Here is a 15,116-nt window from a genome sequence, read left to right as displayed (position 1 = left end):
GTTTTTATGCGAATCGCTATTTTAAATCGTGAGGCGCTATATGACTGGGGAAGAGAAGGAAAAACATGATGTTTCTGAGAAAAACACATCTCGTGTTTTTATACGCAATGGAATAGCTCGATTTAAGGATAGATTGAGAGAGGCAATGGGGAAAGAGTCAGGTAATAGTCTAGCTAAAAGATGCGGTATGTCTGAGGCTGTCATACGTGCCTACTTGTCAGGTAAGACATATCCATCATTAGACAGATTAGCTATCCTCGCGGAAAAATGCGAAGTATCTATCGAGTGGTTAGCAAATGGCGGAGATACAGCCAGCAATGGTATATCCTCCCAGCTCAATGAATGCCCCCAGGATGAGTCCCAATCGGTGACTGAGACCCAACAACAAGCATGGCTAGAGTTTCTCAGTAGAATGACGCCAAATGAACGAGAGGCCATAATTGATAAGGTTTACAGACAAGGTATTGGTGTATTACTAACATCCATTCAATCTGCCAGTAAACCAACCCCTTCACAATTCCCTTGGCCTGATGATCTTCCTGAGAGATTGGGCATATCGCATCATGCGATCGCTATGGGAATGCTGTATGACTCACTGCCAGCCCAGGATCGCCAAAAGATTTTAGTGGATATCGAAAAGCAACAGTTGTTAGCCTCTGGCCACAAACCAAGTGACAAACAAGCTGGATGAGGGGCCGCATTAGCCCGTTGTATAAAGGCTGTTTAAAAATGTTTTAAACGGTGAGTTACGTAGTCCCTCTATTTATCATAATAAGTGAATCATAATCCGTACCTGAGAGTATTTTCTCATTTTGAATAATGTATCTTCTTTATAGGGTTAATCTACAACATAGCGCCACAAGCCGCACCATTCCTCGATTGCATACCCGCGAAATCCCGCTTATTTTCGCCAAATCCCTATCTACCTTTATTTCTCATTCTTAGTGACCCATAACAGCCACTATCTGTTGGTGCATTAACTCTTTCCTGTGTGTCAGGGGTAATAAGAGAGCGATAATTAGCATTATAAGGTTTTAGTGATTGAGTACGCATTATGAACCTCGCCTGTGGTGTGCTGTATGTATATACAGTAGTCACTGTTTGTTCGAAGATCAACTTAATTTTTACAAGGCGCTTCGCATTATTGCGATGTAAATACGTGAAAGCTGATTTTGTGTTTGGCTCGGATATCCATATTGCGTATTTTCTAATTAGTTGTTCCTCTTACATTTATTACAACTGAAAAGGGACGTTGGATCGGATTTTTACTAAAGGAGTAGTGATGAAAAAAGTATCTGAGAACAAAATAATGCAGGCTCAGTGCCGTTTTGATTTTTTGGGGCAGATCACAGTCCGCTCACAATTTGGCGGTTATGGCCTGTTAGCCAATAGCATTATGTTTGCGGTAGTTTCAGAAGGGGAGTTGTATTTACGTGCTAATGATTTGGTCGAAAACTTATTCCGCACCAGAGGGATGATTAATCTTGTTTATGCCAAACGCGGCCTTCCTGTTTCACTACGTTATTATTGGGTTGACTCGGCATTATGGGATGATGACCTTGCATTACGCCATTGTGCAAAACAGGCTTATCAAGGGGCTAAATCCGAAGTTTTAAGTAAAAAATGTCCTCCCGTTCGTTTGAAAGATTTACCCAATCTCAGTGCCAGCCTTGAGCGGCTATTATGGAAAGTCGGTATCCAGAGTGCGGCAGAGCTGAAGATTGAAGGGGCTAAGCGTTGTTATCTGAAGATACGCACGCTGAGGCGCACATTAGGCGTCAATATCTTATTGGCTCTCGCGGGGGCGATAAGTGGCCACCACTGTGCCGTGTTGCCGCTAATAATGCGCAGCGAGCTAATTGAATGGTTTGAAATACACATTCGGTCGGCCGATGTCGGGCAATATGAAACAATATAGAGAAAGAGAAGGGCCAGTGATGGAAACTGCCCCGAAATTTAATTAGCCAGTCTGGCCAATGCGTTTATTAAGTTCACTAAGCTCAGGTAATAATTCGAGCAATAAGCCAATCTGTTGTAAAACCAATTGATCTTTGCTCTCCGGCTCAGGATTACAACTCTGTAGCCGGGTTGATAAGCCTGCTAATACTTGTGCCATCTTTGTACTGTCGAGTTGCTCTTGCTCAAGAGCGCCTTCAACATAACAAATAGCATCGTTGAGTAAATTCAACGTGGCAGCATTGGTCAGTTTCTCACGGTGAGCGCCTAATGCAGAAATATAACTCAGCATGGTGTGGTTGAGGCAAAGTAAACGAAATGCCGCTTCCTGAGTTTGTTTGTCGTTCTTTGGCTCCGCGGACATATTTGAAATAACAGACGCTAATTCAGCATCGCAATTATGTGCATCGCGCCGGGCAATACGGTAGGGCAGGCTATTATCTTTACCTTGGTAATATTGTACTAAAATAGCATCGAGATAACGGCAATTTGCGTTAAGTGTTTTTTGAACCACGGCGGGAAGTTGGCGGAATTTCCAGTCAGGCCAGATAAAACTCACCGCAACCCAGGCAATAGCGCAACCAAGCAGCGTGTCAAATACTCGCGGTGCGGCAACTTCAAATCCTTCCCCGAGTAAGTTAAAACAGAGCAAAACCAACAAAGTAATGAACATCGTCGCATGAGCATACTGAACATTGCGGAAAGCAAAAAAGAGTACGCCAGTAATGACTATCAGGATTAACTGCCCCTCAATAGACGGCACAAAATACAGGATGGGCAACCCGATAAGGATGCCTGCTAAGGTACCAATAATACGCAGCGCCAGGCGGCGTCTGGTTGCATTATAGTTGGGCTGGCAGACAAAAAGACTGGTCAGCAAAATCCAATAACCATGGCGCATGCCAGTCAGTTGAATAAATGCATAACCGACGCAGAGCACCACGGACATGCGCACAGCATGACGGAAGAGGGCAGATTGCGGAGTCAGGTGGCGGCTAATACGTAATTTGATATCGCTCCATCCGGTGAGGCGATCGTCAGATAAGCGGCTTTCAGGTTGTGGGCCTTCAGCTAATACTTGTTCTGATTCTATGCCAGCCAATTGGGCATCAATGGCGCGCAGGTTTTTAAGTAGATGGGACAGCGCTTTAACTTGTGGAACATTCTCGTTTTGGGCTAATTCTCTGGCCAATGCGGCATCCAGGAAGGTAAATGCTCGTTCGAAACGCGGGTCATGCTGATATTTCTGTCTCATCAGAATAGATTGCGACAGTTGCATACAGGCTCTGGCTTGCATGTTGAGCAAACGTTGAAAGCGGAACAACACGTCACTGTAGCGGAATTTTTCTCGCAATACTTGATATTGAACATGTGATGAACTGGCGCGTTCATGAATATCTTGCGCAACAAAATAATAGTGGAGGGTGCGTCGAGTTTCGCGCTGGCCTCGATCACCTTTCAGTCGCGTAACCAGTGAGGCTTTGGCCTGGTTCAATGTCGAGACTAATGTGCCGTTAGCCATTGCGACATAGATAAGTGGTTGATTAACATCTGATTCTATATCAGGATCAAAGAGATTGGCTTTGGCTTCAAGATAGTGGGCCAGGTGTTGATAGCAGCGGGCGAGATTATCCTGCAAAGGGCGGATAGGGAAAATAAGGTGCCCACATAAAGTCAAAACGTTATACCAAACAGCTCCGAGTATCAGTAACAGGGGTTGCTGATACCATATATGGTACATAGAAGTACCCAACATGGTGTAAATGGCTATTAATAATGCGCCAAAGGCGATGGTGGCATAACGTTGGCCTAAGGCACCTAGCAAAATAAAGCCGCAGGTTGAAAAGGTCAGGCCGATGGCAAAAAACCAAGGATAAGGAAATAACAGCTCAATAGAGGCTGATGCGATAAAAAAACAAATCAACGTAATAAATAGATTACGTAACCGCCCTGCCAGGCGGTCATCAAGATCAGTTAATGCTGCGGCTACGACACCCAGAGTTAAGGGGATTGTCAGTTTGGGCTGATCAATCCACCATGGAACCGCCGTTACACCCACCAACGCGATAAATATACGAACATGGTAAAGCAGGCTGCTATTGTAGATATAACGGCGTAAACCAGTGACGAAAGTGAGCACAAAAAACCTCTAAAAACAGAAAATTCAGCGTTGCTGATACTGGCGTTGAGCATTAGCGATTCTCGCCTGTTGCGCCATTTCAACAGAAACGACACGGCGACCCACAGGCCATAATGCGATAGCAGCAATCTTAAAATTGGCAATCCCGACAGGAATCCCAATTATGGTGATACATTGAACAATCCCTGTTGCAATATGTGATAAACATAACCACCAACCAAATAAAACAAACCAAACGATATTCAGTAAAGACCCCCCCGCGGATAGCAGAGGATTACTTTTTTCTGGATATAATTCATTGACATGGATCGCCTCATTGCCATACGGAAGAAATGATAACTTAGTGATCTCCCAGCAAGAGCGCGTTAATGGTAAGGTGAAAATCAGGATGACGCTGACCACGGTGGCCAATAACCAGCCCAACGTGGTGAAAAAACCACCTAAAACAAAATTAAGAATATTCAGTACAGTACGCATAGTGATTAATCTGCCTAGCTGAATAAAAAAACCGCAATGCGGATGAGTGAAGCCGGTGCCATCTATTCTATACACATAGCGCCGGTTAGTTTCCTTTGTTAACTATCGGATACCTGTTGTTTAAACTCAATTATTTTATTTACACTCCATCATGTTATTTCAATTCACTTAATACGAGTTATGGCGCGCAGATATGGAACTTAAAGCGACATCTTTTGGCAAGCATTTGGCTCAGCACCCCTATAACCGGGTTCGCTTGCTGAATGCGGGCATTGAAGTATGCGGTGATAAACATCAATACCTGATTCCTTTTAACCAGTTGGTTAACATTCAATGTAAGCGCGGTATTGTTTGGGGCGAAATGGAGTTTGAGCTTCCGAATCAACAAGTTGTACGTTTACATGGCACCGAATGGCAGGAAACTCAGCGTTTCTATCATCATTTACTGGGTATCTGGCAACAATGGAGTGAGGAGATGAGCCTGGTTTGTGTTGACGTTTTACATAAACAAGTTGAATTGATTAAGCGAATTGAACAGCAGGATAAATGGTTTAAACGCAGCGAGTTAAGTCAGGTTCAAGCATCTATCCGTGAGGCTTTTACATCACTACCGATGCCTGTTCAGCGTTTAATTGAATTTGATTCTTGCCGCATAGATTATGAGCTTTGCTTGCGCTGGCTGGAACAGGGTAACCGGAGTGTTGACCGCCGCAACCAGCAGTGGACTCATCGCATGCTGGAGGAACATCACGATTTCTTCCAGAGCGTTGAAACTTCGCCCTTGAATGAGTCGCAAAGTCGAGCTGTCGTCAACGGTGAGGATTCGGTCTTGGTGCTGGCCGGTGCCGGCAGTGGTAAAACCTCCGTATTGGTCGCGCGAGCAGGTTGGCTACTGCGCCGCAATGAAGCTCTGCCTGAGCAGGTTTTACTGCTCGCTTTTGGTCGTCAGGCCGCCGATGAAATGAATAGCCGCATCAAGCAACGCCTTGGTGTTGATGATATTCAAGCCAAAACTTTCCACGCACTGGCGTTGCAGATAATCCAGCAAGGTAGCCGTAAAACCCCAGTAATAAGTAAGCTTGAATCAGACAGCAAGGCCAGACGTGCTCTGCTGATTAAGCATTGGCAGCAGCAGTGCAGCGAGAAAAAGGCACAGGCTAAAGGGTGGCGCGAATGGCTAACCGACGAGTTGGAATGGAGTATTGGTGATGGTGAGTTTTGGCATGATTCACGGCTGGCAGCCCGACTGGCCGGGCGGCTTGAGCGCTGGTTAGGTTTGATGCGTATGCATGGCGGTAGTCAGGCTGAAATGATTGAACAGGCTGATGACGAAGTGCGTGCTCTCTTCCAAAAACGTATACGGCTAATGGCGCCGTTACTAAAAGCATGGAAAGCGGCGCTAAAAGAAGAGGGCGCGGTTGATTTCTCCGGGTTGATTCATCAAGCCGTCAATTTGCTGGAAAAGGGGCGTTTTGTCAGCCCGTGGAAGCACATTTTGGTCGATGAGTTTCAGGATATCTCACCACAGCGAGCCATGCTATTGACCGCTTTACGTAAACAAAATAAGCAAACATGCCTGTATGCGGTTGGGGATGATTGGCAGGCAATTTACCGTTTCAGTGGGGCGGAGCTCTCTCTTACCACCGCTTTCAGCCAGAATTTTGGTGAAGGCGCTGAATGTGCATTGGATACGACCTATCGATTTAATGACAGAATTGGTGAGATTGCTAACCAGTTTATTCAGCAGAATCCCTATCAACTGAAGAAACCCCTGAATAGCTTGAGTCAGGGGAATAAAAAATCGGTCGTCATCTTACCGAGTGAGCAGCTTGAACCGCTGTTGGATAAGTTAAGTGGCTTTGTCAAAGATGATGAGCGGATTCTTATTTTGGCTCGTTATCACCATTTACGGCCAGAAATTTTGCAAAAAGCAGCCACTCGCTGGCCAAAATTAATCATTGATTTTATGACGATCCATGCCAGTAAGGGCCAACAGGCAGACTATGTGATTATTGCGGGTTTACACGAAGGAAATGATGGTTTTCCGGCTGTGGCGCGCGAGTCAATTTTGGAGGATGTGCTGTTACCGGCCCCAGAAGATTTCCCTGATGCGGAAGAACGGCGCTTACTTTATGTCGCTATGACACGGGCAAAACATCAAGTCTGGTTACTGCAAGATGCCGCTAATCCTTCTATTTTTGTTCGTCAACTTAGCGAGTTAGGGGTACCGACTCAGCGTAAACCCTAGCTAATATGGGCCGCTTCTTAGACAAAATGAACCCCGGAGGTGTTATCACCCCGGGTGTCATGATTATTTCAGGCGTTGCTGTAAGTAGCTATCATAATCCGGGATGGCAATGGTCACTTCGCTGCTAAATAAATCGGAACCAATCAAGAAATCGGCGGTAGAGCGGTTGGTCGCAACCGGAATGTTCCAGACGGTTGCCAGGCGTAGCAGGGCTTTAACATCAGGGTCATGTGGGACGGCATTGAGTGGGTCCCAGAAGAAAATCAAAATATCAATTTTCTTCTCAGATATCAGCGCCCCCACCTCTTGATCCCCTCCCATTGGGCCACTGAGTAGACAGAGGACATTAATGCCTGTTGCCTTTTGTACCAGTTTTCCGGTGGTGCCCGTTGCATAAAGTTTGTGCTGTGACAACAGATCTCTGTTTTGCATGACCCATTCGAGCAGTGACTTTTTGCAATGGTCGTGGGAAACAAGGGCAATATGCTTGCATGCCGCAATAGTGCGGGTGGTGAGTTCCATCAACTTTTCCTTTCATACAATGTCAGCGGTTTGCAGACAGATTACTGAAATGGCGAATTTGTGCATAGCAGTAACGCAAAGAAATGCGAGGAAGCAAGCATAACCTGATGTTTAAAAACGATCCTGGCCTAACCGATTACTTCGCGGGTGGTTTTTTAGCCCATAACAGGAAACGCTGCTGAGTGTCTGCGTCGGCTTGCAAGAACCAATATTGCAGCATCTGTTCTGCTACGTTTTCACCCTGTAAATTGGTGGTTTTTTGTGGGGCATTCGTTCCTGCAACCGCAATAGTGGTTCCCGGTACAGCGCTCACCGGTGAGGGCGGGATGGTAGCAAAAGAGGGGACTGAAGCACTGAATTGCCCGACATTATAAGTTGCCATGGCTGTTTCAAGGGTGGCCGCAGTATTAAGATTATCCTGATGCAATACATCATGGCGTACCGATAATGGCCGCCCGTTATCACCAATTAGCTGATATGACGGGGTTTTAGAAAACTTGATACCCTCTCGCTCAGTCTCGATTACAGGTAATTTTATCGCCACTGACCGGATATTCCGGGTGTTAAACACCACCACTAAGGGGGGGGAGGAATACAACACTTTTGGATCAGTCGGGAGAGGTTTGGCCACTTTGAATAGAATTTGATGCTGGCCGCTATTCAGCTCCAGGCTATCAGCCCCTTTAAGTAAAGAACCTGACATATTTTTGCCATCGACCACCAATAGGTCAATTTCCGGCGCGAGTTTTAAGGTCGTGGCTATAGCTGAAGCACTACAGCAAACGGCCAAAATCCCTGTGACCACCAGACCAAATTTCATGTGCTACTCCTGAGGTGATATCCACTGACATTGTCAGACACGCTAGATTATGTGTCAAAGTCTTTCCAGTTGCCCATATTTATTTACTTTTTGAAACATTCAGTATAAATATGTTGTCTTTATCTCGATGAATTCTAAAGATAAAAGAGCCAATCTAACAGCTATTAGTTCTATAACTATTAAATAAAATCAATTAGACGGCGTTTATCATCGGTTTTCTGAATGATATACACTGAGATGTCGCCTAATATGGGTCAATCCATCCGGATGCAAATGGATTGGAATATTCTTTTAGCGCATCAGAGGAACTGAAAAATGCACGATAAAGACATTGCTGACATTTTCCAACAGGTTAAGACCATTGCATTAGTAGGGGCCAGCGATAACCCTGCGCGGCCCAGTTATGGAGTGATGAATTACCTGTTAGAGCAGGAATATCAGGTCACCCCCGTCAGCCCTAAACTGGCAGGAAAAACGTTATTGGGTCAGCAGGTTTATGCTGAATTAGCCGATATTCCTTATCCTATTGATATGGTTGATGTATTCCGTAATACAGACGCGGCATATGGTGTTGCGCAGGAAGCTATTGCTATCGGAGCTAAGGTGTTGTGGCTACAAATCGGTGTTATCAATGAGCTGGCTGCAACATTAGCAGCAGATGCCGGGTTAAAGGTGGTGATGGATCGCTGCCCTAAAATTGAAATTCCGCGATTAGGATTAGAAAAAGAGTAAGGTTTTTTTACATCAATAGCTGTGAATTTCGCCGATAAAAAACCCGACAACCTGTGCCGGGTTTTATCAAGAAGTCTTAAGGTTTAGTTGCGCAGACGTGGGGCTTGCAACTGATGGCGGATAGAAGCAGCCAATTCATCTAATGAAGGTTGTTCAGGGTGAGCATCTATATCTTCATAAGTCAGTTGTGCTTCAGCCAGGTAAGTATGTACCGGTTGCCCTTCATCATCTTCAATCACCACGTGATACCAAGGCGACGAACGCAAAGTATCATTGTTAGCAACCTCATCGGGTGCTGGTGGCTCAAGCGAATATTCCGGATCGATATCAATCACTACACCCAAGTAGCCGTGGAGGCGGTGGCGAACCTGCTGCCCGATACCGAATTTGCTCGCGATCATGATAACCTCCTGGGAAACTATTACGCTGCTTTCTATATGAGGGCAACGCAGGGCATTTCAAGTCACATTATCCGACACGCAAACCCTTTCAGGTACAAACCCTCTGGATATGTCGCGATGACCGGGTGATCCGCAGCCTGACGGAACTGTTCTATAAATTGTATATCATGACCTGCATCTAACGCAGCATCGGCTAAAATTTTCTGGAATAAATCGATAGGCATCAAACCAGAACAGGAGAAACTTAACAAGATGCCGCCTGGGCGTAAAAGCTGTATCGCTAACATATTGATATCTTTATAGCCGCGGCATGCACTGGCCAGTTGGCTTTTATTTTCCACAAATTTCGGTGGGTCCATGATGATCATGTCAAACTTTTCCCCTTGTGCGCGATAGTTGCGCAGCAATTGGAATACATCATCACGAATAAACTCGGCTTTGCTCAGGTCTAACTGGTTTAGCTCAACATTTTGTTTAGCGATATCTAACACGGATTGTGAAGTATCAACACTGATAACGTGTTGGCAATTCCCCATTAGCGCTGCCACGGCAAAGGCTCCAGTATACGAGAAGCAGTTCAGAACACGGCGGCCATCGGCGTAATTACGCGCCGCCAGACGGCTGTCTCGCTGGTCTAAATAAAAACCTGTCTTATGACCTTGCTGAATATCTACCAGCAATTGCATACCGTGTTCAGTGATCGGTAACAGTGCAGGGGGCATTTCGCCAGAGAGGGTGCCCTGAGTGAGTGGCAAACCTTCTTTTTTGCGCACCGAAACATCGGAACGGTCATAAATAGAGCATTCCGGATAGCACTGTTGTAATGCACTGACCAGCGCGGCGCGTTGATATTCCGCACCTGCCGACAGCAATTGCAACACCAGAAAGTTTTGGAAACGGTCAATGGTAATACCCGGCAAGCCGTCAGATTCACCGGCAATGAGACGATAGCCATTCAAGCCATCACGTTGTGCCAACCAATCGCGCCAGCTCTGCGCCTGCTGTAAACGGCGAACAAAGAATTCGCGGTCGATCACTTCATCTTGTTGGAACGTCCAGACTCGCGCCACAATTTGTGACTCAGGCGAGTAGGCCGCGCGGGCAAGCCATTTCCCCTGACTATCAAGAATATCGATGGTCTCACCGGAAAGTGCTTTGCCTTCAAGGTGTTGAACGGCTCCAGAGAAAATCCATGGATGGCGGCGAAGTAAGGATTTTTCACGTCCTCTAGCAAGAAATAGGCGCATTGTAATATTCTTTTAAAATCAAATAGTTGAAATTGATAAGTCATTATCAATCAAAATAAGGTCACAATGATATAGCAATATCATGTCACTCACTACCACGACAGCTTTGATAGCTGACACGCCCTTAAGCAGCTTAGCTTCTTATCGACCGCACTCCCACATTCGATAGAAAGGTAGAAATTTTTTTCACTAACATATTCATAGAGCTATAATTACTTTTTCTGTTCAACCTTTATTGATAGTAGGAATAGCATCATGACAAATAAGCAAACTCACGTAGAACTCACCGAAAAACAAAAAGAAGAAATTGATTTAATTGCGCTTCAGCGAGTTGAGGCGATGAATAGCGATGAGTTTCTTTGTAACAGTATTGACCAAAAAATTCATTCAATGGAAGAACAGGTTAAATCCTATTTCCAGTCACGTTTTTCGTTCCATTTAAAGCAAAAGAACGGCGAGAAATAGAGGCCAATTCTGTTGGAAAACATAAAAGAAATCATCATTTATCTCTCCCAGTCACTACAGCTTCTCCTGGAATTTTTGTCTGTGATTTGTGTTTTTGTCGGGCTGGTAAAATCCCTGCCCACAGCAATAACAAATTTTAAGAATCAGTCGATACTCCACTTAATGAGAACGCGTTTTGGTACCTGGCTGGCATTGGCGCTAGAGTTCCAATTAGCGGCTGATATCTTGGCGACGACAATTAACCCTAGCATGGAGGAATTGATCAAACTGGCCATCATTGCTGTGATCCGAACATTCCTTAATTACTTCTTATCTAAAGAGTTAGAGTCGGCAGAAAGTAATTTTGCCAATGGCAATACAGCAAATGCCACCACGCATCATGGGAAAAAGTCACAATAGATGAGGAACTGATATGGCAAAAGTATGCACTGCTGCTTATGTTTATGGCGTCGTTCAAGGTGTGGGGTTTCGCTATAACACACAACAACAAGCACTGGCGCTTGGGGTCACGGGGTATGCCCGTAATTGCGATGACGGTAGTGTAGAAGTTGTGGCTTATGGCGAACAACATGCGGTCGAGCAACTCATGGAGTGGATTAAGCAGGGTGGGCCACGGGGGGCGAGGGTTGATCGTCTGCTGACCGAGCCTTATCCATCCACTCCATTTGAGACATTTAAAATCCGCTATTAGCCGACCCACCAGCAGGGTGCATCAGTATTAAATACATTTCACTGGCTTTGGCAAACCGGCAATTTTTGTTGCTTGTTTTGCTGGCCCTTTGGGAAAGAGACGATAGAGGTAGCGGCTATTGCCCTTTTCTTCACCGTATTTTTGCGCCATGGCTTTGACCAGCATGCGGATTGCCGGTGATGTATTGAATTCCTGATAAAACGCCCGCACAAAACGCACCACTTCCCAGTGAGGTTCGGTGAGTGTGATGCCCTCTTGTTCAGCCAGTATTGGGGCCAGAGCTTCACGCCAGTCGGCGCTGTCTTTCAGGTAACCTTGTGCATCGGTCTCAATCGTGCGTCCTTCAAACTCCAACATACAACCTCAGTTATCCCATCAATGAAACGACTGCTAATTTAGCAAATATTTGTCTATATCCCAAAGAAGTCTATGCTTTAGCCCCGTAAAGTGACCGCGGGGCAATTGAGCCACAGCGGGCTATGCTGCGGTTGTACAGTGAATCATCACTATGACGATTAATTCATCATTCAATAATCAGATGGTGGCTTTTTGCCCGATTAAACACAAACAAGCTTTACAAGCGGCAGAGCTCTGTTTATAGTTCGGCTCGTTGCGGAGGGGTGGCCGAGTGGCTGAAGGCAACGGTCTTGAAAACCGTCGACGGGAAACCGTTCGAGAGTTCGAATCTCTCCTCCTCCGCCATCTTCTCTTAGTGTTTCTTATCTTTTCAGTCCCTTTCCCAAATAATCATTCCGTATTTCTCAGCGTGACAAGCAGGTCAGATGTTTTGTTTCGTCGGTCTCCGACGTTCAGCGGCAATACTGTTTATACCGGTTATACCTCAAGTGGCATGTACGCAGACTATGTTTATTATTTGGTCCATCCTTGGACCTTGCCGCTGCAAATATTTTATATTGCTGCTATTTCCGTTCCTGAACCTGTTTGTTTAATTGCCAAGACAATAGCGGCGTAAATGCCTGCCAGCGATTAAAGGTTTTTTCCTGATCTTCATTCATCGGCTGAGGTGCGGCTAGCAATAATCCCTCTTTATCAACCCACCGATGGAACTCCCCTTTACCCGATAAGCTGAAAGCCCCCTGTTGGGTGATCATTAGATTAGGGTTATAGCCCTGGCACCATAGAGGGTCTGGTTTCTCAGACAATAAGTCGCAACCCGTTCGGTAATACGGTGCTTCTGACAAACTAAGCTGATATAGCGTAGGCCAGATATCTTTATGACTGCCCACCCGGGATGCATCAAAATGACTGTTCTGGCGATAATTATTGGGTACATAAAGATAAAATGGAACCGCGTAACTCAGTGCCAGTTCGGCAGTATCAGGATAGCTAATACCACGGATATTATGATCACCCGTTGCAGCAATAATCGTGTGTTCACCCAATGGCTGGTGTTTTACCCAGCTAATAAATTGTCCTAACTGATCATTGGTGTAACGTAGCGTATGGAATACTTCCTCTAGCTGTTTTCCGCTGGCCAGATTGTTCAGTCTGTGTTTTTCGGCATCGGATAATTTGATGTCCGTCTTTAGGTAACTCTTCGGTGCTTTGAACGGGGGATGATGAGAGGTTGACATCGACATGATGAATACATGTTCACCTTCTTTGTCGGCCTGTGCTAAACGTTCCTCGATATAACGGAACATAAATTCATCAGGTACACCCCAGGTGCCGGTTTCAGCTTCGGGATAGCGCTTTTTCAACCCATTTTGTTCAACAAATTCACTTACGCCCAAGTGAGGTAGGAACTGATTTAGATTGCGCCAAGAGCCATTACCCGACGTAACGAAAATAATTTTATATCCGTTAGCAATAAAGGGTTTAAACATATTGCTATAAAAATCAGTATCTTGAGCGCTTGATTGGCTAATGTTATTATTTGGGCTACGAACGAAAAAGCGGCTTAGGCTATCAATCGTGCCATTCCCTTCGGAGATAAAACGGCTAAAACGCCAGTCAGTTTGCCAGTGCTGTTTTAGCGCGCCGAAAACATCACGATCCTCGCGATCATAACCTTCAAGGTAATATCCCATGCTTTCCATAACAGCGAAAACAACATTAGGTGGCGATTTTTTCGCGATAGGGTTAGGGCCAGTTTGAGCCATAAATTGCTTAAGGCCTGCCTCGGTAGGAGTAGCAAAAAACTGACTGAACAGTTCTTCTCCCTGTTTGTCGGTTGCTTGAGAAAAGTTGTTATATTCCCGGTGGGCTTTGATTGCCCAAGTTAGCGCTATCGGGCCACTTGGTGTCAGCATATTTAATAAAGTGACATCTGAAATCTGTGCATCGGACTGCCGTAGAGGGAATGTACCCAACGAACCGCGCGTGCCCACAAAACTCATTGCGAGGATAACCAGCGTTGATATGGCCGATACGGCTAGACAGTGGCGTTGTTCAGGCCAAGTGCTTATTTTTTTCTGCCAACGGCGACAAATCCATAAAATTGCGGCCACCACCAGAATAAGACAAATAATGCTGCGAATAACCGGATAATCGCTCCACAAGGTTTTCAGCACCGCGGTCGTATCATCTTCTACCAGACCGAAAATGAAAATATCAATTGGCCTCTGGTAGGTCGCGTAATAGAAAATATTGCCGACGGTAAGTATTGTTATTAATGTACCAAGAATCGTTGCGAGCCAAGGCCAGGCGCGCTGCCAAAGCTTAAAGCTGTTTTTACCCAGTGCGAGTAGACCCGCAATCAATAAACACGGTACAAACATCAAACTCGCGATACGAATATCAAATAGTCCACCAATCAAAAACATACGCCGTATATCAATTGATGAACTTGCCAATAATTCCGGGTGGCAATAGTCCGTTAGAAGATAGACTCTTCCCGCTAGCTGAATAGTGACGGCCAGTAGCCATGGGAGCAACAACGCAATAAACGCGTGTTTAAATCTGTAAAACCACATAATTCCTTTTCCTGTGTGTTTGCTAGGGCAAAACATGTTGACTTAATCAGAGATATCTTCGGTTCTTTCACCTTAAACTCAGCATGACTGAACCGAGCTCAGGGTATCGGCAGCAGAATATAAATAATTAATAAATCAGGAAAATAAATTTAAAATAGTACATTTGGCCTTACATTTTTTTAACTTAAAACATCATTTCTTTAACCAAAAAAACATTTCACTTGCTGAAATTGAAAAGTGGCATCTACCTCAGATTTAACTCTTTCATGAAGCGTCACACTGTAGTTCACGATATCTGCTACCTATAAAGAGGTATGCGTTTGATTTTATGTAAAAAATGATCAATGGGCTGCATTTTTTTGAGCTGGTTCATAAAAACAAATACCCACACAAAAATTGTTTGATCTAAAACAAGCATTCTCACTACAACAAATCATTTGCTGAAAATCCTCCTTACTATCTCCTTAACCCCACTGGGTGA

General features: G+C 45.1%; 15 protein-coding genes, 1 tRNA gene and 1 pseudogene. 8 read left to right on the top strand and 9 right to left on the bottom strand.

Annotated features, from left to right (window positions below; translation table 11 throughout):
• Positions 1–40 precede the first annotated feature (40 nt).
• Positions 41–691, top strand: a complete 651-nt coding sequence (locus ACNSO8_RS23005) for a helix-turn-helix domain-containing protein (protein ID WP_418396044.1) — start codon at positions 41–43, stop codon at positions 689–691.
• Positions 692–957: 266 nt separating this feature from the next.
• Here the strand turns inward: ACNSO8_RS23005 and ACNSO8_RS23000 are convergent.
• Positions 958–1,053, bottom strand: a pseudogene (locus ACNSO8_RS23000) (cell division inhibitor SulA); the annotation flags it as partial.
• A gap of 229 nt (positions 1,054–1,282) precedes the next feature.
• Here ACNSO8_RS23000 and ACNSO8_RS22995 point away from each other — a divergent pair.
• On the top strand, positions 1,283–1,918 hold the full coding sequence (locus tag ACNSO8_RS22995) for a TfoX/Sxy family DNA transformation protein (RefSeq protein WP_418396043.1): 636 nt from the start codon (positions 1,283–1,285) through the stop codon (positions 1,916–1,918).
• A 42-nt stretch (positions 1,919–1,960) separates the two neighbouring features.
• Here ACNSO8_RS22995 and yccS read toward each other — a convergent pair whose 3' ends face one another.
• Both yccS and ACNSO8_RS22985 read right to left on the bottom strand, forming a co-directional pair.
• Positions 1,961–4,096: a YccS family putative transporter gene (gene yccS, locus ACNSO8_RS22990; protein ID WP_418396042.1), complete on the bottom strand. Its 2,136-nt coding sequence runs from the start codon at positions 4,094–4,096 to the stop codon at positions 1,961–1,963.
• Between the two features lie 24 nt (positions 4,097–4,120).
• Entirely contained in the window at positions 4,121–4,573 is a 453-nt protein-coding gene (locus ACNSO8_RS22985; protein ID WP_050106342.1) for a YccF domain-containing protein, read from the bottom strand.
• A 193-nt stretch (positions 4,574–4,766) separates the two neighbouring features.
• Here ACNSO8_RS22985 and helD point away from each other — a divergent pair, with 193 nt between their 5' ends.
• Positions 4,767–6,821: a DNA helicase IV gene (gene helD, locus ACNSO8_RS22980; RefSeq protein ID WP_418396041.1), complete on the top strand. Its 2,055-nt coding sequence runs from the start codon at positions 4,767–4,769 to the stop codon at positions 6,819–6,821.
• Between the two features lie 63 nt (positions 6,822–6,884).
• Here the strand turns inward: helD and ACNSO8_RS22975 are convergent, their stop codons facing one another.
• Entirely contained in the window at positions 6,885–7,343 is a 459-nt protein-coding gene (locus tag ACNSO8_RS22975) for a methylglyoxal synthase (RefSeq protein ID WP_418396040.1), read from the bottom strand.
• Positions 7,344–7,479: 136 nt separating this feature from the next.
• Positions 7,480–8,163, bottom strand: coding sequence for a DUF2057 family protein (locus ACNSO8_RS22970; protein ID WP_418396039.1), 684 nt, complete (start codon positions 8,161–8,163; stop codon positions 7,480–7,482).
• Between the two features lie 315 nt (positions 8,164–8,478).
• Between ACNSO8_RS22970 and ACNSO8_RS22965 the strand changes: the two genes are divergently transcribed.
• Complete coding sequence (locus ACNSO8_RS22965) at positions 8,479–8,895, top strand: CoA-binding protein (RefSeq protein ID WP_418396038.1); 417 nt, start codon at positions 8,479–8,481, stop codon at positions 8,893–8,895.
• Between the two features lie 83 nt (positions 8,896–8,978).
• Here ACNSO8_RS22965 and hspQ read toward each other — a convergent pair whose 3' ends face one another.
• Both hspQ and rlmI read right to left on the bottom strand, forming a co-directional pair.
• Positions 8,979–9,296 carry a heat shock protein HspQ gene (gene hspQ, locus ACNSO8_RS22960; RefSeq protein ID WP_418396037.1) on the bottom strand — a complete coding sequence of 106 codons (318 nt, stop codon included), beginning with the start codon at positions 9,294–9,296 and terminating at the stop codon, positions 8,979–8,981.
• Between the two features lie 62 nt (positions 9,297–9,358).
• Positions 9,359–10,549, bottom strand: a complete 1,191-nt coding sequence (gene rlmI, locus ACNSO8_RS22955) for a 23S rRNA (cytosine(1962)-C(5))-methyltransferase RlmI (RefSeq protein ID WP_418396064.1) — start codon at positions 10,547–10,549, stop codon at positions 9,359–9,361.
• A 249-nt stretch (positions 10,550–10,798) separates the two neighbouring features.
• On the opposite strand from rlmI, the gene ACNSO8_RS22950 reads away from it, so the two are divergent.
• Genes ACNSO8_RS22950 through yccX form a run of 3 tightly spaced genes read left to right on the top strand, consistent with a single transcriptional unit; the run spans position 10,799 to position 11,699 of the window.
• Complete coding sequence (locus ACNSO8_RS22950; protein ID WP_418396036.1) at positions 10,799–11,008, top strand: hypothetical protein; 210 nt, start codon at positions 10,799–10,801, stop codon at positions 11,006–11,008.
• Positions 11,009–11,020: 12 nt separating this feature from the next.
• Positions 11,021–11,407 carry a DUF1622 domain-containing protein gene (locus tag ACNSO8_RS22945; RefSeq protein WP_418396035.1) on the top strand — a complete coding sequence of 129 codons (387 nt, stop codon included), beginning with the start codon at positions 11,021–11,023 and terminating at the stop codon, positions 11,405–11,407.
• Positions 11,408–11,420: 13 nt separating this feature from the next.
• Complete coding sequence (yccX, locus tag ACNSO8_RS22940) at positions 11,421–11,699, top strand: acylphosphatase (protein WP_418396034.1); 279 nt, start codon at positions 11,421–11,423, stop codon at positions 11,697–11,699.
• Positions 11,700–11,726: 27 nt separating this feature from the next.
• Here the strand turns inward: yccX and tusE are convergent, their stop codons facing one another.
• Positions 11,727–12,056, bottom strand: a complete 330-nt coding sequence (tusE, locus tag ACNSO8_RS22935; RefSeq protein ID WP_418396033.1) for a sulfurtransferase TusE — start codon at positions 12,054–12,056, stop codon at positions 11,727–11,729.
• Positions 12,057–12,313: 257 nt separating this feature from the next.
• Between tusE and ACNSO8_RS22930 the strand changes: the two genes are divergently transcribed.
• Positions 12,314–12,401, top strand: a tRNA-Ser gene (locus tag ACNSO8_RS22930).
• A gap of 218 nt (positions 12,402–12,619) precedes the next feature.
• Here ACNSO8_RS22930 and ACNSO8_RS22925 read toward each other — a convergent pair.
• Positions 12,620–14,635, bottom strand: a complete 2,016-nt coding sequence (locus ACNSO8_RS22925; protein ID WP_418396032.1) for an LTA synthase family protein — start codon at positions 14,633–14,635, stop codon at positions 12,620–12,622.
• Between the last annotated feature and the right edge of the window lie 481 nt (positions 14,636–15,116).

This window comes from Yersinia sp. LJYL362, from assembly GCF_048323875.1.
This window is presented reverse-complemented; position numbering and strand designations above follow the sequence as displayed.

Coding starts and splice junctions, on each gene's coding strand:
- ACNSO8_RS22950 (WP_418396036.1), top strand. CDS start 10,799: ATGACAAATAAGCAAACTCACGTAGAACTCACCGAAAAACAAAAAGAA.
- ACNSO8_RS22925 (WP_418396032.1), bottom strand. CDS start 14,635: ATGTGGTTTTACAGATTTAAACACGCGTTTATTGCGTTGTTGCTCCCA.
- ACNSO8_RS22965 (WP_418396038.1), top strand. CDS start 8,479: ATGCACGATAAAGACATTGCTGACATTTTCCAACAGGTTAAGACCATT.
- ACNSO8_RS22975 (WP_418396040.1), bottom strand. CDS start 7,343: ATGGAACTCACCACCCGCACTATTGCGGCATGCAAGCATATTGCCCTT.
- tusE (WP_418396033.1), bottom strand. CDS start 12,056: ATGTTGGAGTTTGAAGGACGCACGATTGAGACCGATGCACAAGGTTAC.
- ACNSO8_RS22985 (WP_050106342.1), bottom strand. CDS start 4,573: ATGCGTACTGTACTGAATATTCTTAATTTTGTTTTAGGTGGTTTTTTC.
- helD (WP_418396041.1), top strand. CDS start 4,767: ATGGAACTTAAAGCGACATCTTTTGGCAAGCATTTGGCTCAGCACCCC.
- ACNSO8_RS23005 (WP_418396044.1), top strand. CDS start 41: ATGACTGGGGAAGAGAAGGAAAAACATGATGTTTCTGAGAAAAACACA.
- ACNSO8_RS22995 (WP_418396043.1), top strand. CDS start 1,283: ATGAAAAAAGTATCTGAGAACAAAATAATGCAGGCTCAGTGCCGTTTT.
- yccX (WP_418396034.1), top strand. CDS start 11,421: ATGGCAAAAGTATGCACTGCTGCTTATGTTTATGGCGTCGTTCAAGGT.
- hspQ (WP_418396037.1), bottom strand. CDS start 9,296: ATGATCGCGAGCAAATTCGGTATCGGGCAGCAGGTTCGCCACCGCCTC.
- ACNSO8_RS22970 (WP_418396039.1), bottom strand. CDS start 8,163: ATGAAATTTGGTCTGGTGGTCACAGGGATTTTGGCCGTTTGCTGTAGT.